This is a genomic window from Corynebacterium sp. ACRPJ, assembly GCF_022347345.1.
GTDB classification, from domain to species: domain Bacteria; phylum Actinomycetota; class Actinomycetes; order Mycobacteriales; family Mycobacteriaceae; genus Corynebacterium; species Corynebacterium tuberculostearicum_D.
Genome location: NZ_JAKRNC010000012.1, coordinates 1 through 21,092 on the forward strand (window position 1 = coordinate 1; position 21,092 = coordinate 21,092).

The 21,092-nt window shown below is 58.6% G+C and carries 19 protein-coding genes, 1 pseudogene and 1 riboswitch; of the genes and pseudogenes, 6 read left to right on the forward strand and 14 right to left on the reverse strand.

Annotation, left to right across the window (positions count from 1 at the left end):
- Nucleotides 1–377 precede the first annotated feature (377 nt).
- Nucleotides 378–1,664 carry a tyrosine--tRNA ligase gene (gene tyrS, locus MHY08_RS08850; protein WP_239191308.1) on the reverse strand — a complete coding sequence of 429 codons (1,287 nt, stop codon included), beginning with the start codon at nt 1,662–1,664 and terminating at the stop codon, nt 378–380.
- Nucleotides 1,665–1,728: 64 nt separating this feature from the next.
- A complete protein-coding gene (locus tag MHY08_RS08855) occupies nt 1,729–1,902 on the reverse strand; it encodes a Trm112 family protein (protein ID WP_034656461.1) in 174 nt (57 codons plus the stop codon).
- Between the two features lie 148 nt (nt 1,903–2,050).
- Nucleotides 2,051–2,165, forward strand: a riboswitch (TPP riboswitch).
- Between the two features lies 1 nt (nt 2,166).
- Here MHY08_RS08855 and thiC point away from each other — a divergent pair.
- The 6 genes from thiC to MHY08_RS08885 are packed head-to-tail and all read left to right on the forward strand — an operon-like array spanning nt 2,167 to nt 8,195.
- Nucleotides 2,167–4,098, forward strand: coding sequence for a phosphomethylpyrimidine synthase ThiC (gene thiC, locus MHY08_RS08860; protein ID WP_239191310.1), 1,932 nt, complete (start codon nt 2,167–2,169; stop codon nt 4,096–4,098).
- A 28-nt stretch (nt 4,099–4,126) separates the two neighbouring features.
- Nucleotides 4,127–4,792, forward strand: a complete 666-nt coding sequence (locus tag MHY08_RS08865; protein ID WP_239236389.1) for a thiamine phosphate synthase — start codon at nt 4,127–4,129, stop codon at nt 4,790–4,792.
- The gene (gene thiO / locus MHY08_RS08870) at nt 4,785–5,993 is read left to right on the forward strand and encodes a glycine oxidase ThiO (protein ID WP_239191311.1); all 1,209 of its coding nucleotides are present in this window, start codon (nt 4,785–4,787) and stop codon (nt 5,991–5,993) included. The genes MHY08_RS08865 and thiO overlap by 8 nt, the downstream gene beginning before the upstream one ends.
- 24 nt (nt 5,994–6,017) lie before the next feature.
- Nucleotides 6,018–6,221, forward strand: coding sequence for a sulfur carrier protein ThiS (gene thiS, locus MHY08_RS08875; RefSeq protein ID WP_200287553.1), 204 nt, complete (start codon nt 6,018–6,020; stop codon nt 6,219–6,221).
- Nucleotides 6,222–6,231: 10 nt separating this feature from the next.
- The gene (locus MHY08_RS08880; protein WP_239191312.1) at nt 6,232–7,020 is read left to right on the forward strand and encodes a thiazole synthase; all 789 of its coding nucleotides are present in this window, start codon (nt 6,232–6,234) and stop codon (nt 7,018–7,020) included.
- The gene (locus MHY08_RS08885) at nt 7,020–8,195 is read left to right on the forward strand and encodes a ThiF family adenylyltransferase (RefSeq protein ID WP_239236323.1); all 1,176 of its coding nucleotides are present in this window, start codon (nt 7,020–7,022) and stop codon (nt 8,193–8,195) included. The genes MHY08_RS08880 and MHY08_RS08885 overlap by 1 nt, the downstream gene beginning before the upstream one ends.
- A gap of 137 nt (nt 8,196–8,332) precedes the next feature.
- On the opposite strand, the pseudogene MHY08_RS08890 reads toward MHY08_RS08885, so the two are convergent.
- The 12 genes and pseudogenes from MHY08_RS08890 to MHY08_RS08945 all read right to left on the reverse strand — a co-directional run bounded on the left by MHY08_RS08890 (nt 8,333) and on the right by MHY08_RS08945 (nt 20,802).
- Nucleotides 8,333–8,516 (reverse strand): annotated as a pseudogene (locus MHY08_RS08890) (Trm112 family protein).
- Nucleotides 8,517–8,563: 47 nt separating this feature from the next.
- Entirely contained in the window at nt 8,564–9,601 is a 1,038-nt protein-coding gene (locus MHY08_RS08895) for an ornithine cyclodeaminase (protein ID WP_005323253.1), read from the reverse strand.
- Between the two features lie 12 nt (nt 9,602–9,613).
- Nucleotides 9,614–11,131: an amino acid permease gene (locus MHY08_RS08900; RefSeq protein ID WP_239191315.1), complete on the reverse strand. Its 1,518-nt coding sequence runs from the start codon at nt 11,129–11,131 to the stop codon at nt 9,614–9,616.
- A gap of 218 nt (nt 11,132–11,349) precedes the next feature.
- Nucleotides 11,350–12,780, reverse strand: a complete 1,431-nt coding sequence (argH, locus tag MHY08_RS08905; protein WP_239236325.1) for an argininosuccinate lyase — start codon at nt 12,778–12,780, stop codon at nt 11,350–11,352.
- Between the two features lie 6 nt (nt 12,781–12,786).
- Nucleotides 12,787–14,007 carry an argininosuccinate synthase gene (locus MHY08_RS08910; protein WP_150850449.1) on the reverse strand — a complete coding sequence of 407 codons (1,221 nt, stop codon included), beginning with the start codon at nt 14,005–14,007 and terminating at the stop codon, nt 12,787–12,789.
- A gap of 81 nt (nt 14,008–14,088) precedes the next feature.
- On the reverse strand, nt 14,089–14,571 hold the full coding sequence (locus MHY08_RS08915; RefSeq protein WP_005323257.1) for an arginine repressor: 483 nt from the start codon (nt 14,569–14,571) through the stop codon (nt 14,089–14,091).
- A gap of 3 nt (nt 14,572–14,574) precedes the next feature.
- Complete coding sequence (gene argF, locus MHY08_RS08920; RefSeq protein WP_239236327.1) at nt 14,575–15,495, reverse strand: ornithine carbamoyltransferase; 921 nt, start codon at nt 15,493–15,495, stop codon at nt 14,575–14,577.
- Entirely contained in the window at nt 15,492–15,818 is a 327-nt protein-coding gene (locus MHY08_RS08925; protein WP_239236330.1) for an aminotransferase class III-fold pyridoxal phosphate-dependent enzyme, read from the reverse strand. Before MHY08_RS08925 ends, argF begins: the two co-directional genes overlap by 4 nt.
- 147 nt (nt 15,819–15,965) lie before the next feature.
- Nucleotides 15,966–18,479 (reverse strand): phenylalanine--tRNA ligase subunit beta, encoded by a 2,514-nt coding sequence (gene pheT / locus MHY08_RS08930; RefSeq protein WP_239236332.1) that lies wholly within the window; start codon nt 18,477–18,479, stop codon nt 15,966–15,968.
- A 24-nt stretch (nt 18,480–18,503) separates the two neighbouring features.
- The gene (gene pheS, locus MHY08_RS08935) at nt 18,504–19,550 is read right to left on the reverse strand and encodes a phenylalanine--tRNA ligase subunit alpha (protein WP_239191338.1); all 1,047 of its coding nucleotides are present in this window, start codon (nt 19,548–19,550) and stop codon (nt 18,504–18,506) included.
- Nucleotides 19,551–19,653: 103 nt separating this feature from the next.
- Nucleotides 19,654–20,457, reverse strand: coding sequence for an RNA methyltransferase (locus MHY08_RS08940; protein ID WP_204609205.1), 804 nt, complete (start codon nt 20,455–20,457; stop codon nt 19,654–19,656).
- A gap of 108 nt (nt 20,458–20,565) precedes the next feature.
- The gene (locus MHY08_RS08945; protein ID WP_239236334.1) at nt 20,566–20,802 is read right to left on the reverse strand and encodes an NINE protein; all 237 of its coding nucleotides are present in this window, start codon (nt 20,800–20,802) and stop codon (nt 20,566–20,568) included.
- Nucleotides 20,803–21,092: the final 290 nt, after the last annotated feature.

Genomic DNA, 21,092 nt, shown 5'->3' on the forward strand with positions numbered 1-21,092 from the left:
ACCGGCACACACCAACCAACAAACCACCTAGGCCTGCTGGCAGACAAACCAATCAACACACAACCATGCACACAAAAAATAAAAAGTACATTGGCACACTATTGAGTTCTCAAACATCATCCGCACACCACAAGATAATTAACCTACCGTTAACCTCTCGATGGCGGCCCGTACAAACTTACTCAACCAAATGAACCAAGTCAAATCATCGAACCAAGTCCGCACAAAATTCGCTAGAAAGTAACCTCCCGGCTACCTCGCGGCGACTTCGATAAAGCTACACCCCCACCTAGAAACACACAAATCCCCTGGTAAATGGCCAATAACCGTTACCAAGGGATCATGTAGCTACCTTATTGACACGAAGCGTGACGGCATTAGGAAGGATTCGCAACCCGTGCCCCAGCGAAGCGCTTCTTGCCCTTGCGCAATACCAGCCACGAGCCATGCAGGAGGTCTTGGGAAGACGGAGACCATTCGATGTCCTCGATGCGCTGGTTATTCACGTATGCACCGCCTTCACCCACAGTGCGGCGCGCGGCACCCTTCGATTTCTCCAATCCCGCACCTACCAATAGATCCAGGATCGTGGCATCCGAGCTGACTTCCGCTACCTCGGTCTCCTGCAATGCAGAAGACAGGGTGGCCTCGTCCAAATCCTGTAACCCCGCCTTACCGAACAAAGCTTGAGAGGCCAGCTCCACTGCTTCGGTGGCTTGTGCGCCGTGGACCAGTGTGGTCATTTCTCGCGCCAACACTCGCTGCGCCTCACGCTTGTAGGGTTCCTCCTCTACCTTGCGCTCCAGATCCGCGATCTCCTCCTGAGTCAAGAATGTAAACCAACGCAGGTAATCGATAACCACCGCGTCTCCAGCATTAATAAAGTACTGGTACCAGGAGTATGGGCTGGTCAGCTGCGGATCCAACCATAGCTTGCCGCCGCCGGTGGATTTGCCGAACTTATTACCCTCGGCATCCGTCACCAGCGGTACCGTCAGGCCGTGGACTTTCGCACCATTCACGCGCCGGTTCAGATCCACACCGGAAACGATGTTGCCCCACTGGTCGCCACCGCCAATCTGCAGGACACAGTCGTACTCATTGTGCAGGTGCACAAAGTCGTTAGCCTGCAGCAGCATGTAGGAAAACTCAGTGTAGGAAATGCCATCGGACTCCAAGCGGCGCTTAACCGTATCGCGGTCCAGCATGGTATTCAGCGAGAAATTCTTACCGATATCGCGCAGGTACTCGATGACGTTGATCTGGCTAATCCAGTCCGCGTTGTTCACCATCACCGCTGGGCTTGCAACGTCACTCTCATCGGTGAAGTCCACGAAAGATTCAAGTTGGGTCTTGATCATCTGCATATTCTCTGCGATCTGCTCTTCCGTGAGCATAGAACGCTCCCCGACATCACGTGGGTCACCAATCATTCCCGTCGCACCGCCGGCCAGCGCGATTGGACGGTGGCCGAATTGCTGAAAGCGTTTCAGCATAATCAGTGGTACTAGGTGCCCAGCGTGCAGCGAGCTGCCCGTCGGATCGAAACCGCAGTACAAGCTGATCGGGTTCTCTGTGGCCTCTTTCAAAGCCTCCAAATCCGTGGACTGGTTAATGAGCCCGCGCCATTCCAGTTCGTCAACAATGTTCGTGTTGTTAGTCATACGTAGGTGCTCCCCTGTTTCCTAATTATCTAAGTGTCTGCTTTTCCAGAGCGTGTGGCTTTAGTTACTTGGACCCAATGGGCCAGTCCTTAGCCTCGTCCACCAGCAGGACCGGAATGCCGTCCTGCACCGGATAGGCCTTGTTCAGCCTGGGGTTAACCAAATAGTCGCCGTGATCCTCCAGCGGTTGCTTGTCGATCGGGCACGCGAGGATCTCTAGGAGCTTCTGATCAATCATGCTGCTAAGTCTAACCCGTGCCCCAGCCATCCCACCGAGTGACTCTCTGTAGTTGTTTACCGCTTTTCTACTTTGCTCATTGAGGCTGTCCAATCAACCGTCCGCCCTAGGACTTAACACGCGGGTGCTGTGCGTTACAGTAGGAAGTGCAACCGAACACGGGCGCTCGAGGTATCGAGCTGAGATCGCGCTGTAATCCCCGCGCGAGTACCGCTAGAACCTGCCTGGTTAGAACCAGCGAAGGAAGAATGAGGAGAGACTTTTATGACGGATCCGTCTACACAGCACACCCGCACTACCATCCCGAATGACGACTATGGTGCGGAAATCCACCCGAAGCACAGCTTCGCCCCCATCGAAAAGCAGGTGGATTCCTTCGGCAAGACCTTCACCCTACAGGTGCCGGAAACCGAAGTTCAGCTGGACGATTCCCCAACGGGCCCGAATCCACCGCAGAAGCTCTACCGCACTCGCGGCCCCTGGGCCGAACCGACCGAGGGCCTGGAGGCTTTGCGCAGTGAGTGGATCGAAGCCCGCGGTGATGTAGAAGCCTACGAGGGCAGGCGCCGCAACCTGTTGGATGACGGTAACCGCGCCCTCAAACGTGGCGAGGCCAGTGACGAATGGAAAGGCGCTAGCCGCCAGACGCTGCGGGCCAAGGAGGGCAAGCGCGTAACCCAGATGCACTACGCCCGCCAGGGTATTATCACCCCGGAGATGGAATACGTCGCACTGCGCGAACACTGCGACGTAGAAAAAGTGCGCGAGCAGGTTGCCTCCGGCAAGGCGATCATCCCGAACAACATCAACCACCCGGAATCTGAGCCGATGATCATCGGCAATGCCTTCAATACGAAGATCAACGCCAATATCGGTAACTCCGCGGTGACCTCGTCCATCCGCGAAGAGGTAGACAAGCTGCGCTGGGCCACCCGCTGGGGTGCAGACACCGTAATGGACCTATCCACCGGTAACGACATTCACACCACTCGCGAGTGGATCATGCGCAACTCCCCGGTACCGATCGGTACCGTGCCGATTTACCAGGCACTCGAGAAAGTCGACGGCGTGGCCGAGAACCTGACCTGGGAAATCTACCGCGATACCGTGATCGAACAATGCGAACAAGGTGTGGACTACATGACGATCCACGCCGGCGTACGCCTGCCCTTCGTGCCGCTGACCACCAAGCGCGTAACCGGCATCGTTTCCCGCGGCGGTTCCATCATGGCCGGCTGGTGCTTGGCTCATCACAAGGAGTCCTTCCTGTACGAGAACTTCGACGAGCTGTGCGAGATCTTCGCCAAGTACGACGTTGCGTTCTCTCTGGGCGACGGCCTGCGCCCAGGCTCCATCGCCGATGCCAACGACGCAGCCCAGTTCGCTGAGCTGAAGACCATCGGCGAGCTAACCCACCGCGCCTGGGAGTACGACGTTCAGGTCATGGTCGAAGGCCCAGGCCACGTCCCGCTTAACATGGTGCAGGTTAACAATGAAAAAGAGCAGGAATGGTGCGGCGGCGCACCGTTTTATACCCTGGGACCGCTGGTCACCGATATTGCGCCTGGCTACGACCACATTACCTCCGCCATCGGTGCGGCCAATATCGCCATGGGAGGTACCGCAATGCTGTGCTACGTCACCCCGAAGGAGCACCTTGGCCTGCCGAACAAGGACGACGTGAAGACCGGTGTAATTACCTACAAGGTCTCCGCCCACGCCGCCGACGTCGCCAAGGGCCACCCTGGCGCCCACGAGTGGGACGATGCGATGAGCAAGGCGCGCTTCGAGTTCCGCTGGCACGATCAATTTGCCCTGTCCCTAGACCCGGATACTGCCCAATCCTACCACGACGAAACTCTGCCTGCGGAGCCGGCAAAGACCGCTCACTTCTGCTCGATGTGTGGACCTAAGTTCTGCTCCATGCGGATCAGCCAGGACATCCGCGACGCATTCGGTGACAAGATCGATGAGGCTCTGGCCACCGACCAGAAGCAAACGCTAGTCAAAGACCTCGGCTTGCCAGGCTTCGGTCGCCAGAGTGTAGACGAAGAACGCGTCACTAATACCGAAGGCGAAGAAGAAATGGCCGAGGAGTTCCGCCTTGCGGGATCCAAGCTGTATCTAGACCGCAATGAGGCCAAGGAAGTGGCCGAGGATCTGGAGAAGGAAGCAACGATTCCCAGTGAGCGCTAAGCCTCGCCCTGCTGCGCAGGGTAGCCACCTGGATCTGCGGTGCTACCACGTTACGGGAGCACCGCAGGAAAAGGTCGTCCAGGTTGCCGCAGCAGCGGCCGCCGGTGGTGCGGGCGTGATTCAAGTTCGCAGCAAGCCCATCAGCGTGCGCGATCTGACCGCCCTAGCTATCGACGTTGCCGCGGCAGTCGAGGAAGCCAATCCGGCAACGAAGGTGCTTATCGATGACCGAGTGGATGTAGCGGCCGCCCTAATGGATGATCACCACATCCACGGCGTACACATCGGCCAAGACGACTTGACCCCGCACCTGGCGCGGCAGATTCTTGGCGAGGATACGATCATCGGGCTGACCACCGGAACCCTAGAGCTAGTGCAGGACGCTAACGAGTACGCAGATGTGATCGACTACATCGGTGCCGGTCCGTTCCGCCCCACCCCGACGAAAATCTCCGGCCGCACTCCGCTGGGGTTGGAAGGCTATCCCCCACTCGTGGCGGCCTCGGCCGTTCCGGTCGTGGCAATCGGCGATGTACAGGCCATCGATGCCGCAGCACTGGCCCAAACCGGTGTGTCTGGTGTGGCGATTGTGCGTGCCTTCATGGACTCCGATGATCCGACTACCTTGGCGACCACGGTTGTGCAAGCTTTCGATCGGGTGAACGGGAATGCAGCAATCGGTTCACATGAATAACACTGTTCTCAGCCCGGGCAACCACCCCGATAGTCAGAAGCTACGCGCGGAGCACGCCATCATTGGCGCGGGAATCATCGGGCTGGCCACGGCATTCGAATTGGTGGAAGCGGGCGTATCCCCACAAGGAATCGTCGTGGTCGATCCCCAGCCCATTAGCGGTGCCACGTTCGTGGCCGGTGGCATGCTGGCGCCGGTTGCGGAGGTGCAATACCGGCAAGAGCCGCTGTACCCGCTGATGGTGGCTTCGGGCGAGATGTTCCCCAACCTGCTGGCCAGGTTAGGTAAGAAAACTACCGCACCGACCGGGCACCGCAGTGAATCCACCCTGGTGGTGGGTGCCGACCGCGCCGATGGCGTGCACATCCGCGAGTTGCTGGCGCTGCAGCAAAGACACGGTATGGATGCCCAGGCGCTGACACTACGGCAAGCCCGAAGGCTAGAGCAGGGGCTAAGCCCCCAGTTGGCGGCGGCAGTGGAAATCCCGGGCGACCATCAGATCAACCCGCGCATGTTCAGCGCGTGCCTGTTGGACTACCTGCAGCAAGCCGGAGTTCGCTTCGTGGCGACGGCCGCAACGCGCATCAACGGGCACGATGTACAGCTCACCGATGGCCGAGTGGCCACCGGCGACACGGTCTATCTCTGCAACGGGCTAGGTGCCAAGGACGTAGACGGCTGGTTCGAGGGTGTCAATCCCCTAGCGCTACGGCCGGTGTACGGTGACATGCTGCGGCTGCGGGTCCCAGACGCGCTGGTGCACACCAGTGGCGAACCGCTTACCCGAGTGGTGCGCGCATTCGTGGAGGACCGGCCGGTTTATGTCATCCCCCGCACCGATGGCACCATCGCCGTCGGTGCAACCAGCCGCGAAGACAACCGCAAAGGTCCTTCTGTAGACGGTGTGCACACGCTTCTTCGAGACGCCATCCGCGTGGTTCCTGGGCTAGAGGATTGCGAGTTCATCGAAGCCATCGTCGGCGCCCGGCCCGGCACACCAGATGATCTGCCCTACCTTGGCAAGGTGCGCGACGGGCTGGTGATCTCCACCGGCTACTTCCGCCACGGAATCCTGTTGTCCGCCTTTGGGGCTAAGGTAGGTGCCCAGTTGGGGTTGGGCACCTACCCCGCCAACGGGTTGGAGATAGACATCTCTGCCTGCGATCCACTACGCCACGCCCGATACAGCCCACCCCGATAGCCACAAAAGAAAGGAATAAGCACCATGGAATACACGCTTAATGGAAAGCGCCGCAGCAGCGAGGGGCATATCACCGTGGCTGCCGTCGTAAAAGCAGAGACCGGCGATGCCTCGCCGAAAGGCGTCGCCGTGGCCGTCAATGGCGACGTGATCCCAGCCAGCGACTGGTCTTATGAAGTTACCGACGGCGATGAAATGGATATCCTGATCGCCGTGCAGGGCGGGTAGGGCTTTACTCATGCTTTCTATCGCAGATAAACAATTCGATTCGCACCTAGTGATGGGAACCGGCGGGGCAAGTAGCCAGGCTATGTTGGAACAATCCTTAGTTGCCAGCGGTACACAGCTGACCACCGTTGCCATGCGTAGGCACAGTGCCACGAGCGCTAGCACCGGTGGGGAATCCATCTTCGAGCTCTTGCAGCGATTGGGCATTGACGTGCTGCCCAACACTGCTGGGTGCCGCACCGCTCGGGACGCAGTAACAACCGCCAAGCTAGCCCGCGAGGCGCTGGGCACCAATTGGGTGAAGGTGGAAGTTATCGCGGATGACCATACGCTTCTGCCCGACGTGGTAGAGCTCGTGGATGCCTGCGAGATGCTGGTTGCTGAAGGATTTGTGGTGCTGGCATATACCAGCGACGATCCGATCGTCGCCAAGCGTCTAGAAGACGTGGGCGTGGAAGCGGTGATGCCTTTAGGCTCGCCCATCGGCACGGGCCTAGGCATCCTGAACCCGCACAACATCGAGCTGATCTGTTCGCGCACCCATGTTCCCGTGCTGCTGGATGCCGGTGTGGGCACGGCCTCCGATGCTGCACTGGCCATGGAGCTGGGCTGCGATGGCGTGCTTTTAGCGAGTGCTATTAACCGCTGCCAGGACCCCATGGCGATGGCCACTGCAATGAAATACGCCGTGGAAGGTGGCCGGTTGGCCCGGCAAGCTGGCCGCATTCCGAAACGGCAGCACGCCGTGCCCTCGTCATCATTCGAGGGGTTGGCTAGCTGGGAAGACAAAGTCCTGTAATGAGCCCACTGCCCCGTGAAGAGTTGTACAGAGTAGCCCGCCAAACCCTATTGCCTGGCTTCGGCATCCCCCAGCAAGAGGCGCTGCACGGCACCCACGTGTTCGTCATCGGCGCTGGCGGATTGGGCTGCCCCCTGATGCAGCAGCTAGCTGCCGCCGGTGTTGGCGAAATCTCTGTGATCGATGACGACACGGTGGATCTCACTAACATCCACCGCCAGATCCTGTTCGGCACCCACGATGTGGGAAGGCCCAAGGTGGACGTCGCCGCCGAAAAGCTCCGGCAGCTGCAGACCGGCATCGTAATACATGCGATTCGCGACCGTTTTACCGTCGACAATGCCGTGGGCTACCTTCGTGGGGTGGACATCCTAGTGGATGGTTCTGACACGTTTGCCACCAAGTTCCTAGCAGCGGATGCTGCGGAGATCACAGGCACCCCGCTGGTGTGGGGCTCGGTGCTTCGCTACCGGGGCGACTGCGCAGTGTGGTGGTCTGGGCCCGGCGCCGAGTCCGGCGTGGGCATGCGCGACCTCTATCCCCTGCAACCCGACCCAGATTCCGTGCCGGATTGCGCCACCGCCGGTGTGCTGGGCGTAACCACCAGCGTGGTCGCGGGCTTGATGTCCACCGAGCTAATCCAGTTCGCAACCGGCATGAACCACGACCGGGTGGGCTTGTTGAGCATCTACGATGCCCTGACCGCCTCCATCACTCACTTCCGCGTGCCCCACGACCCGGCACGCGAGCTAACCATACAGCTGCAGCAAGACTACGGTAGCGCAGCTTGTGCCGTGCCGGATGCCGATGCTGCCGCTGCCGCTGCCACTGCCCCCGAGATGTTCGAAGATCTGCGCGACGGTGCCGCGGCCATCGACGTGCGCGAGGCCGGGGAGGCTGCCATAGATGATTTCTTTTTTGCTGCCGGCACAGAGCATTACCATTTACCAACCTCCGTGTGGCAGGACGATCCAGAGGTGGCGCGCTGCCTGCTCGATTCCCTGCAGGCCGAAGGGCAGCGCAAAGCGTGGGTATACTGTGCTTCCGGCAAGCGATCGGCCAACTTCATCTCGACCTTCGCCGCGGATGCAAAACAGCGTGGTATTAATATGCTAAACGTCGCAGGCGGCATAACAAGCCAGCCCGCAGCGTTCCACGGAATACCTAAGCACTAGCTAGACAATGATGTCGATGACAAGGTGATTCGGGTTTTCCGGTAGGTCCACCTTGAACTTCGCGTTGGATTCATAAAAAGGTGCTGGGGAGTCACCTGTTTAGCACAGAGTATCCAGACTTTACATAGAATCCAGATTCAGGAGGGCCATTTCATCGCGTGGCCTACCAGAATTACTGGAACGTCATCTTCAATGGGATAGCCAATGCTAGGAACGCTCATTGACAAGGACTTGCTTATCTTCCGGATATATCAACAGGCCCTTGTCCTGCGGACGGACAAGTACCTCGAGCAACTTTGGGTCAAGACTCTTACATCTAATCCCAGCGGGTAGAGGGAGAAGTAAAATCCCTCTACCCCACCTTTGCTTTAAAGCAAGGACGGAACGTTAGCAACCAAGGAGAACAGATCCTTAGGATCGTCCGGGTTGGCAATGATGTCGATCTCAGACTCCAAGTCGGTGCCCTTGACGGAATCGCGCAGGTAACGCAGCGCGGAGAAGTCGTTAATAGCGAATCCGACATCGTCGAAAAGCGTGATCTGCTCGTCGTCATCGCGGCCGGTGGCCTGGCCAGTGAGCACCTGATAGAACTCGACAACCGGGAAGTCTTCCGGCTTCTGCTGGATTTCACCTTCAATACGGGTCTGCTCTGGGAACTCTACGAAGACCTTGGACTTGTCCAGGATGGAGCTCTCCAGCTCGGTCTTGCCCGGGCAGTCACCGCCAACGGCATTGAGGTGTACGCCTGGGGCGACGTGGCGCTCAGCCAGAATCTGGTTCTGAGCCTTGTCTGCGGTACAGGTGGTGATGATGTCTGCTCCCAATACCGCCTCGTCGACGCTGGAACAAGCAGTGATATTAAAGCCCAGTGGCTCCAAGTTGCGCTTGAACTTTTCTACCGCCTCAGGGTCGATGTCATAGATGGTAATGTCCTCAATTCCCATAACGCCGCGGAAGCCAAGCGCCTGGAACTCGGACTGGGAGCCCGCACCAACCATGGCCATGCGCTTGGAATCCTTGCGCGCCAAGTGCTTTGCCACCATGGCGGAGGTCGCGGCGGTACGCAGTGCGGTAAGCAGCGTCATCTCGGCTTCGAAGGTGGGGTAACCATTGTCGACGTCGGCAAGCACGCCAAAGGCAGTAACGGTCTGGAAACCGCGAGCTGGGTTGGATGGGTGACCGTTGACGTACTTGAAGGAGTACTCCTTGCCATTGGAGGTAGGCATGAGCTCGATAACGCCGAACGGGGTGTGGGAGGCAACGCGCGGAATCTTGTCGAAGCGCTCCCATTCGCGGTAGTCGGCCTCGAGGTAGTCCACCATTCCGGTAATGATGTTTTCTACGCCTTCGCGCTGGATCCAGCGCGCCATATTTTCTACATCTACGAACTTAACTGCGTGGTTCATAAAGGTTCCTTTCTATTTCTTTGGGTGAAGGTCTGTTTGCGGTGCGGCCGGGAAGCTGGAGGTTGGCAGGTGCTTCGCCTTCCTCTCTTCCGCGATAGTGCGAATGCGGTCGCGCCATGCGTACCACATTGCCATAAAGACCGGAACGAGGAGCAGGGTCGATGCAAGTGCAAAAGTGCCAATTGGATAATCAAAGGCCATCAAGATAATGACCAGGCCAATGAAGATGAGCACTGCCCAGTCTCCGCCTTCGCCAAACGGCGAGCGGTATCCCGGCCGGGTGTAGCTTCCACTCTTGGCCAGGCGCACAAACTTGAGGTGCGAGAGCGCAACTGCCGCCCAAGACGCCAATGTGCCCAAGGCTGCCAGGTTGAGCACGATTTCAAACGCCATCTCCGGCACCACATAGTTGAGGAAGACGCCTACCAAGCCCACCATGGCCGCCATGACGATGCCGCCGTAGGGCACGCCAGACTTGGACATACGAGCGCCAAACTTCGGGCCGGAGCCGGAGGTGGACATGTTGTACATAATGCGGCCGGTGGAATACAGGCCGGCGTTGAGCGAGGAAATCGCAGCGGTAATAACGACAAGCTGGAAAATCGGGGCCGCCGCACCTACACCGAGGGACTCAAAGAAGGTCACAAATGGCGACACATCAGCAACGTAAGTGGTGTACGGCAGCACGAGCGTGAGCAGCAGCACGGAGCCGAAGTAGAAAATCAGGATGCGCAGCAGCACGTTGTTGACTGCACGCGGAATGTGCTTTTCTACATTCTTGGTCTCGCCGGAGGTGGTACCAACGAGCTCAATGCCGGCATAGGCGAAGACGACGCCCTGGACGACGATCACGGCTGGCATCAAGCCATTAGGTAACCAGCCGCCGGTGTCAGAAATGAGACTAAAGCCGGTCGGGTCGCCACTCGGGTGGCCAAAGATGAGGACGCCGATGGCTACCAACATAAAGATGATCAGCGCGACGATCTTAATCAAGGAGAACCAGTACTCCAGCTCGCCGAAGATCTTCACCGAGAGCATATTGAACACGAGAATGCCGCAGATCACCACGAGCGCAAGTAGCCACTGCGGGACGGAATCGAGCCACGCGGTGTATTGACTAAACCACTTGATGTAAATGGCTACGGCCGTGCCATCCGCCACTAGGGTCATAGCCCAGTTTCCCCAGTACAGCCAGCCGGTGACGAAAGCTGTCTTCTCGCCATAAAACTCGCGCGCATAAGACACGAAGGAGCCGGAGCTGGGGCGATAGACGATGAGCTCGCCAAGTGAACGCAGGATGATGTAGCCGAAGAAGCCACAAACGAGGTACAGCACGGCGAGGAAAGGGCCCGCGTCCTGCAGGCGGCCGCCGGTGCCCAGGAGAAGGCCGGTACCGATTGCGGAACCGATGGCAATCATCTGCAACTGGCGATTGCCCATTCCCTTTTGCAGGCCATGGTCTTCCGAGGCGTAGACCGCCTTTTCATTCTCGTGTGGCCCAGCTGAGGTGGGCGGAGAATTTACTGTCATGGGAGAGATCGTCCTTTCATTACGATGAATGAGTCTGTTAGGTCACATTCCCTGCAAGAATACTAACGCACCACACTGTTACCCATGTCACCACTACCCCCATTATGTTCAACAACGCAGTTAACAGGTTGGGAATGGCGGTCAATCTCCCACCCCCGCAGCGAGATATAAAAGAACCGCATGGCAAGCAACCATGCGGTTTTAAAGAGCGCCGAGAATTAGCGCAGCGGCTTCTGTGCCCACGTGCGAGCAGCCGCGGCACGCTGGCGGACAGTCTCGCGCTGCTCAGCCACGCGGACACCAGCGGTGCCGCCCTTGGTGGCACGAGAGGCCACTGCCCCGTCGATAGTGAGCACTTCACGCACGCTAGGCTTAAGCCGCTTGTCGACGCCCGCCAATTCCTCTTCGGTGAGCTCCACCAGGTCGACGCCCCGCTCTTCAGCGATGCGCACGCAGGCGCCGGACGCTTCGTGTGCCTCGCGGAAAGGAACGCCTTGGCGAACCATCCATTCGGCCAAGTCGGTAGCCAGCGTGAACCCGCGCGGGGCAAGTTCACGCATGCGGTCCTCGTGGAAAGTCAGCGTGGACACCAGCCCGGTCATTGCCGGCAGCAGCAGGTTAAGTTGCGCCACGGAATCCACGATGGGCTCCTTATCTTCCTGCAGGTCGCGGTTATAGGCCAGCGGCTGTGCCTTCAGCGTAGACAGGAGGCCAGTGAGGTTACCGATAAGGCGGCCGGACTTGCCGCGGGTAAGCTCCGGCACGTCCGGATTCTTCTTCTGCGGCATGATGGACGAGCCGGTCGACCATGCATCATCCAGGGTGACGTAGCCGTATTCCGGCGTGCACCAGTAGATAATTTCTTCCGAAAGTCGGGACATGTCGACGGCAATCTGGGCCAGCACGAATGCGGTTTCGGAGGCGAAGTCACGAGCCGCAGTGCCATCCAAGGAGTTCTCTGCGGCGGCATCGAAGCCGAGCTCTTCCGCAATGGCTTCCGGATCCAGTTGCAAGGAGGAGCCGGCTAGAGCGCCAGAGCCGTAGGGCGATACCGCCAAGCGCTTATCCAGGTCCTGCAGTCGCTCGATATCGCGCAGAAGTGGCTGCGCATGCCCCAAAAGTTCATGCGCCAACAGAACTGGCTGTGCCGCCTGCGAATGGGTTTTGCCCGGCATGATGGCGTCCGGATGGGCAGCGGCCTGATCGGCCAAGGCATCCACCAAGTCACTCACCTGAGCCGCGGTATCGCGAATGGCATCACGTACCCACATGCGAAACAGGGTTGCAACCTGGTCATTACGGGAACGGCCGGCGCGCAGGCGACCGCCTACCTCTGGGCCTACAATCTCGATGAGCCCGCGCTCCATCGCACCGTGGACGTCCTCGTCCGTTGGTGCTGGGCGGAACTCACCGGAGGCCACCTTCTCCCCTAGCTCGGTGAGGCCGGAGAGCATGGTGTCCAAGTCGACGTCGGAAAGCAAGCCCGCTTTGTGCAGCACCTTGGCATGCGCCTTGGAGGCTAATACGTCATATGGTGCCAGCACCCAGTCAAAGTGAGTGGATACAGAGAGGGCAAACATCGCCTCAGACGGTCCGCCGGAGAAGCGGCCGCCCCATAGGGCACCCTCATTAGTCTTATGCGGTTCCATGTGCTCCTACTTCTGCGCGCTGGTGGGGAAACCGCCGTCGCGGTCACGCTGGTTGGAGATCTGGGTGGACAGGCCGTGTAGCTGCACAAAGCCCTTAGCCGCGGTCTGGTCGAAGGTATCGCCAGTGTCATAAGTAGCCAGGTCGAAGGAATACAGCGACTGACCGGAACGGCGTCCGGTGACCGTGGCGGTGCCGGCATGCATGCTCAGGCGGATATCGCCGGTGACGTTTTCCTGGGACTCCTCAACGAAGGCATCCAGGGAACGCTTCAGCGGCGAGTGCCAGAGGCCGTCATAGACCTCCTCGGACCAGCGGGCATCGGTCAAGCGCTTGTAGCGGGCCAACTCGCGCTCCACGGTGACATCCTCCAGCGCCTCGTGGGCCTGGATGAGGACCATGGCGCCTGGAGCCTCATAGACCTCACGGGACTTAATGCCCACCAAGCGGTCCTCCACCATATCCAGACGGCCAATGCCCTGCGCACCAGCGCGGCGATTGACCTCTTCAATAATCTGCAGCGGGGACATCTTCTGGCCATCAACTGCCACCGGGATGCCCTTCTCAAAGGAGATGATGATTTCATCCGGAGCATTACCCAGGCCTGGGTCCTCGGTATAGGCGTAGAGGTCCTTCGTTGGCGGGTTCCACAGATCCTCGAGGAATCCGGTCTCTACCGCGCGGCCCCACAGGTTCTGATCGATGGAAAATGGCGAGGAAGCAGACTGCTCGATCGGCAGGTTGATCTCTTCCGCGAAGGCGATGGCCTTATCGCGGGTCCACGCATAATCGCGTGCAGGGGCGATGATTTCGAGGGAAGGATCCTGGGCGCGGAAGGAAACCTCGAAGCGTACCTGGTCATTACCCTTGCCGGTGCAGCCGTGGGAGACGTGGGTGCCGCCGAACTCCTGCGCGGCCTTTACCAAGTGCTTGGTAATGAGGGGGCGGGAAATAGCCGATACCAGCGGGTACTGCTTCATGTACATGCCGTTTGCCTTGATGGTGGGAACGCAGTATTCCTCTGCAAACTCATCCTTGGCATCGATAACGATGGACTCTACGGCACCGCAGTCAAGTGCACGCTGGCGAACCGATTCCATATCTTCGCCACCCTGACCCAGATCCAGGGAAACGGCGACAACGTCACCACCGGTCATTTTTGCCAGGTATGGGATGGCAACGGAAGTATCAAGGCCACCAGAGTAAGCCAAGACTACGCGTGCGGACATGGTTAATCTCCTTGTTCTATTGGAAACAATTCATCTAAGCACATAATATACGATGGTGGTCAGGATTGCCACCACCGCCGTCTAAATATTCCGCGTGGTAAGCGTCACTGCCAGATCTGCGCCCGTGACGCCCTCGCGCGCCAAGACGAAGATGGTGTCATCTCCGGCGATGCAACCAATGACATCGTGCAGCCCCACCCTGTCAATAAAGCTGGCAAGGTACTGGGCCGCACCGGCTGGGGTGCGCAGCATAGCTATATTGCCGGAAGAATCATGGGATACCACCAGCTCATCGAGCATGCGGCGCAGCTTTTCACGGGGGCCGCCCACCTGGTCTTCAAATTGCTCCAGTTCACCGCCGACCACGTAGTAGGAACGGCCACCATCACGCTTTACCTTCTTCGCCCCCAGCTCATCCAAGTCACGGGACAAAGTGGCTTGCGTGATGTCGATGCCGTCTGCGAGAAGAAGCTCGGATAGTTGCACCTGGCTGGTGACGCGATTGCGATCCAAAATCTCTAGGATCTTGGCCTGCCGAGCATTGCGGGTGGTCGGGGTGTTCATTACTTAGTTGATCTCCTTATTTATTTCGAGCAACCAGACAAGAAGCGCTTTCTGCGCATGCAGGCGGTTCTCCGCTTCATCAAAGACGAGCGACTGTGGCCCATCAATTACCTCAGCCGTGACCTCATTTCCACGGTACGCCGGCAAACAATGTAAGAATATTGCATCCTTATGCGCTTTGCTCATTATGGTCGAATCAACCTGATATGGCAGGAATGGCGTACGCCTATCGCGGCCATCATTTTCCTGCCCCATAGAGATCCACGTATCTGTAATGACTACGTCTGCGCCTGCAACTTCATCCACGTCATCAGTAATGGTGATGTTGCCCCGCTTGCGCGCGCGGTCGACGAATTCCTGGCGCGGCTGGAATCCCTCGGGCGCGATAATGGAGACGTCCATGCCGGCCGTGGCAAAACCAATCATGTAGGAGTTAGCCATATTATTATCGCCATCGCCCAAGTAGACGGCCTTTCTGCCTTTGAGGTCACCCAAATTCTCACGACAGGTCAACAGGTCAGCCAGAATCTGGCAGGGATGCAGGTCGTCGGAAAGCGCATTGACCAGAGGAACGGTAGTAGTCTCCACCATCTGGAGAAGGTTGTCATGGTCAAAGGTGCGCCACACGATTGCCTCCACGTACCGCGAAAGCACCGCGGCCGTGTCTTGGTAGGACTCCCCTTTGCCCATCTGAGTCGTAGAAGTATCGACGGTAATGCCCTTGCCGCCCATATTCGCTACTGCGGTTTCAAAGGAAAAGCGGGTACGCGTAGACGTTTTATCAAAGAGCACCGCCACGGTCTTTGGCCCCTCTAGTGGGCGCTCCGCAAAGGGATCCTTCTTGAGCTTTTCAGCTAGGTCCAAAATGGTTGCTTGTTCTTGTGGGCTGAGATCGTCGTCAGCCAGAAAGTGTCGCAGGCTCATGCCAGCTCCTCCATTATCGTCCGAAGTGTTGTCAGTGCTGTGTCTAGTTCGTTGTGGGAAATAACCAAGGGTGGGGTGAGGCGGAGTACATTCTCACTGGGCGCGTTGAGGATGAGCCCTTGTGCAAGTCCGTCGCGCACGGCCTGCTTAGCCACTGGTTCCGCTAAAACAATGCCGAGCATCAGGCCGCGGCCGCGTACGCGTTCTACAAGCGGCAATTTTTCAACCTCTTGCCGCAGATAGTCACCCTTATGAGTAACTTCCGCAAGAACTTCCGCATCCACGTATCCGGTGGCGCCTGCTATTGCTACTGAAATCGTCATAGGGGCGACTATAGCAATAAATACACTCGACCGTATGCTATTCATGTAAATTGGGGATATTCCCTGGTTAATGCAGCACCAGAAATGAAAAAATGCATGAAAAAAGGGGCGGTGAGGTAAATCTCACCGCCCCTTCCTAGGGCCTAGCTATGCGCGCATCTCTGCGCCCAAGCGCTGCTTAGCCAGCTCCGCTGCGGCCGTGCGGTGCTCGTTGACCTCCTCATCGGTCAACGTGCGATCCGCTGCGCGGAACAGCAGCTGGAAGGCCAAGGACTTCTTGCCCTCCCCCAATTGCTCGCCACGGAAAATGTCGAAGAGCTCGACGGACTCGATGAGTTCGCCCGCCCCCTCTTCCACGGTGGCGCGCACGCGCTCTGCTGGGACGTCTTCATCCACCACGAGCGCAATGTCCTGGTGCAACGCTGGGAAGGAGGACAGTACCGGCGCAGGGAACTTCTCTTCCAATGGCATAGCGGTAACGTCCAGCTCCATAGCGCAAGTACGCGCCGGCAAGTTCAGCGCTTCCAGAACCTGCGGGTGAAGCTCACCGGCATGGCCCAAGACCACATCGGTGCCAGCCACCTTCACGGCAGCACACCGGCCTGGGTGCCAGGGAAGAACGTGCGCGGCCTCCAGCTCGATATCCACACCGGCGGCGCGAGCGACCTGGCGGGCGGATTCGATGGCGTCGGCGTAGCTATATGCGCGACCCTCGCCCCACGGGCCCTCATGCTCAATATTGCCGGTGGCCACCGTTGCAACGTGCAGCGGCTGCTCAGGAAGGGTATCCAGAAGTTCGGAAACAACCTGCTCAGAAGGTCGCTGCTCCACGGAAGGCATAGGCGAGGCCTCGGCGCGCTTGAATGCCACCTGCTGCAGCCCATATAGGGCGAGGTCGCTGCGGCCACGCGCAACATTGCGGCCGATGGCCTCCAGCATGTTCGGAAGCAGCGTCGTGGACAATATGGGCTTGTCGGCCTCAAGCGGGTTCTGGACCTCTACGGTGCGGCGGCGAGCATCATCCTTGTCCAAGCCCCACACATCAAAGGTGTCGTTCGCCACGAACGGGGCCGGCAATACCTCTGCATAACCGGCATAGGCCAAGCCGTGGCCAATAGCGCGGCGACGCTTCTGCGCTGGGGTCAGACCGCGACCGCCGGCCGGAGTAGGCAGGACGGTGGGAATGTCTTCCAAGCCCTCAAGACGTAGGACCTCCTCAATGAGGTCAACATCCATGGAGATATCGGTGCGCCACGTAGCGGGCGTTACCTGCAGCATGTCACCCTCATCGGCAACAGTGCAGCCGACTTCCTCGAGGCGGGAAATAGCAGTCTCACGGGAGTAGTCAACGCCGGCATACTCGCTAGCCTTTGCGGTGCGCAGGGCAATGGGCTCGCGCTTGGCGACGTCCCCAATAAGCGTCCGGCCTTCCTCAATGGTGCCGCCCGCCAGCTGCTGCAAGAGCGCACAGGCGGTGTCCAGAGCGACCTCGACGACCGCTGGATCCACGCCACGCTCGAAGCGGCGGGAGGACTCGGACGACAACTTATGGCGGCGGGAGGTGCGCGCCACGGTAATCGGATCCCAGATAGCGGATTCGAAGACAACATCAGTGGTCTCCGCCGAGATTTCTGAGGTAGTACCGCCCATGACACCGGCCAGCGACTGAATGCCGTTGTCATCGCAGATAACCACATCTTCTGCAGAAAGCTCCCGCTTTACGTGATCCAAGGTCTCAAACTTCTCGCCTTCGTCGGCATTGCGGACAACGAGATTTCCTTGGATAACGTTGGCGTCAAAGGCATGCATTGGGGCGCCCAAAAGCAGCATCACGTAGTTAGTAATGTCCGTGGGCAGGTTTACGCTGCGCTGGCCGCAGAGCATGAGCTCGCGCTCTAGCCAGAACGGGGTGCGTGCCTGCGGGTCGATGCCGCTGACCTTGCGGAGGCCGAAACGCTGCGCCTTGGTCTCGGGGTTGAGAGTGACGTCGATAAGCGAGCCCTGCGCCGCTGGAACAGAAGAGGTATCAATGCCAGCAACGGACGGGTCTTCGGCAATATCGGCAAATTCTAGATCGAAAGCGGAGGCAATCTCACGGCTCAAACCACGCGCGGACAGGGCGTAGCCGCGATCCGGGGTGATGTTGACGTCAAAGTCGGTATCATGCAGCCCAATAACCGGGCGAGCATCCTCGCCTACCTTATCGGCGACGTCATCGCCCAAGACGATGATTCCGTTAGCCTGTGCGCCCAAACCGAGCTCAGCGCCGGAGCACAGCATGCCATTAGAGATGTGGTCGTAAGTCTCGCGCGCCGCAATCTTGAAGCCGCCAGGAAGCTCCGAGCCCGGAAGCGCCACAACGACATAGTCATTCAAACGGAAATTACGAGCACCGCAAATGATGCCCTGCAGCTCGCCCGTGCCATTAGCCTGGCCTGCATTTACCTGGCAGTAGCGGATGGGCTTTTTGAACTGCGTAAGTTCCTCGATCTCTACCACCTGGCCGATGACCAGCGGACCGGTGCTCTCCGGAACGGCAGCGTAGCCCTCGGTTTCAAAACCGACGCGCACGAATCCGGAGTCCATATCGGCAGCGGAAACGTTCCAACCAGGGTTCTTAGCGCCCAGGATGCGGGTGACCCAGTCTTGGGAAATAAGCATTAGTGTGTCTATCCTTTCTGGGTTTTAGGCCTGTACGCCAAACGGCACGGTGAAGCGGACATCGCCTTCGACCATGTCGCGCATATCGGTCAAGCCATTGCGGAACTGCAGCGTGCGCTCGAGGCCCATGCCGAAGGCAAAGCCCGTGTATTCCTCTGGGTCAACGCCTACGGCGCGCAGCACATTGGGGTTCACCATGCCGCAGCCGCCCCACTCGATCCAACCGGCGCCGCCCTTCTTATTGGGGAACCACACATCAACCTCGGCAGAGGGCTCGGTGAACGGGAAGTAATTCACGCGCATGCGCGTCGTGGTCTCCGGACCGAACAGGACCTTGGCCAAGTGCTCCAGGGTGCCGCGCAGGTGAGCCATGGTCAGGCCCTTATCCACGGCCAAACCTTCTACCTGGTGGAAAACCGGGGTGTGGGTGGCATCCAGCTCATCGGTGCGGAATACGCGGCCGGGGCAAGCGATATACAGCGGCACATCGCGCTCCAGCATCGTGCGCACCTGTACTGGGGAGGTGTGCGTGCGTAGCACCTGCTTAGAGCCCTCGCCGGAGACGTGGAACGTATCCTGCAGGGTACGTGCTGGGTGGTCCGGCTTAAAGTTCAAAGCGTCGAAGTTAAAGTACTCTGCCTCGACCTCGGGGCCATCCGCGATTTCCCAGCCCATGCCGACGAAAATATCCGCAATGCGCTCAGACAATGCGGTAATTGGGTGAAGAGCACCAGTCTGGGTGCGAGTGGTGGGAATGGTGACGTCAACGGTCTCTGCTCGCAACTGCTCCTCGCGAGCCTTTTGCTCCAAGACATCCTTAACCTGGGCAAAGCGCTTTTCCATCTTGCCGCGGGCCATGTTGACAGCCTTGCCAGCACTCTTGCGCTGATCCTTGGGCAGCTGCCCCAATGACTGGCGAGCCTGCGGAATATAGCCGCCATCTCCTAGGTGCTCGCGGCGGGCTGCAGCCAGCTCATCGAGCGTTTCGGCTGCGTCGAAGGCTGCGATAGCCTTATCGGCCGCGGCCCCAAGAGCCTCTTCGGTCAATTCGATCTGCGGTGTATCGGACACGTACTTCGTACCTTCTTCTCGCGCGAAAACTAACGCGTGCAATCTTACTCTGTCCCGGCTAGCCCGACCGCCCCAGGGACCCCCTTTTCATTCGGGGTTCTACTTAGCTTCGCTCTTGGGCCTTTGCGGACTCATAAAGACAAATGCTGGCGGCTGTTGCCAGGTTGAGTGACTCCGCGCGGCCGCGCAGCGGAATACGCACCCGCATGTCAGCCTCTTCCAGCAATTCGCCGAGCCCATGCGCCTCGTTGCCAAAGAGCCACGCCGTTGGCTGAGACAAATCTGCCTCGGCTAGGTCTACCTCGCCATCGGCAGCCGTCGCCACAATCTGCATGCCCGATTTACGCAGCTGCCCCAAGACGTCCTTAATATTGGGGTCTCGCGCTACAGGGACATGAAATAGCGAGCCGGCTGAGGCGCGCGCTACCTTGCAGCTGAGGGGATCGACAGTCTCGCCCGCAAAAATTACTCCATCTGCGCCCATGGCGTCGGAAGTTCTAATCAACGTGCCTGCATTGCCCGGCTCCGAAGTAAGCACGGGAACAGAAACCAAACTTGGCTTGCCGTTAAGGATTTTGCCCGCGGACCACAGGACCGGCTTGCACAGCGCGAAAAGCCCCGTGGTAGTGGCGGTATCAGATAAATGCTTAGCCGCCTTATCGGTGATGGGATGTACGTACACCCCCATGTATCCACAGGCGGTAATAATGTCACCGAAGCGTTCTGCGGCCTTTTCAGTGACGAAAACATCGACAGCAGCGCCAGTAGACACCGCGGCATCTACGGCGTTTTCTCCCTCAATCAGGAATTGCTTCGCCTTTTTCCGGTTAGCCGCACGGTGCAGCTTGGCTGCGTTAACAATGCGCGGGGTGCGTTCAGTAAAGGCAGAGTCAAAATCCAAATTCATGGCTCCTACCCTACCTACTAGTTGCCTAGCCCCAGACTCAGACCCAGCTGCGTATGCAAAACAAAAAATCCTGTTGCCCGTGTGGCAACAGGATCACAATGTTGAGTGCTACTTAGCTAGTGGCACGCCGCGGGCGTCCTTATCGTAATCTCCGGCGCCGGCAATGATCATGATGAACTCAATGAAGACCCAGATTCCGAGGATGGCCCAAAACGCGAATCCGAGCAAGAACCAGAAAGTAGCCCAGCCCAGGATATTAAGCACCAGCTGCGCTACGCCGAAGGTCGTGCGGCCGGTATAGAAGTTATGCGCGCCGAAGGAGCCCAAGAAGAAGCACAGAAGCACAGAAGCAAAGTCGCAATCCAAGACTTTTGCTGTCCCTGCGCCACATACTGCTGCTGCACCGGATAGGAACCCATATTCGGTTGTGGTGCATAGCCCTGGTTGTACTGCGGCTGGTAACCGGCCTGCTGGTTATAGGGGTTGTACTGCTGCCCCTGGTTGTTGTCATAGGACTGGCCAGAATACTCGCCATTTTCTGGTTGGTAGCTACCATTTGGGTTTGTCACAGGGAATCTGCTCCTTGGTCTCGGGGTCACTCGTGGTCTGGACTCAATGTAGCATGCGAGACCGAG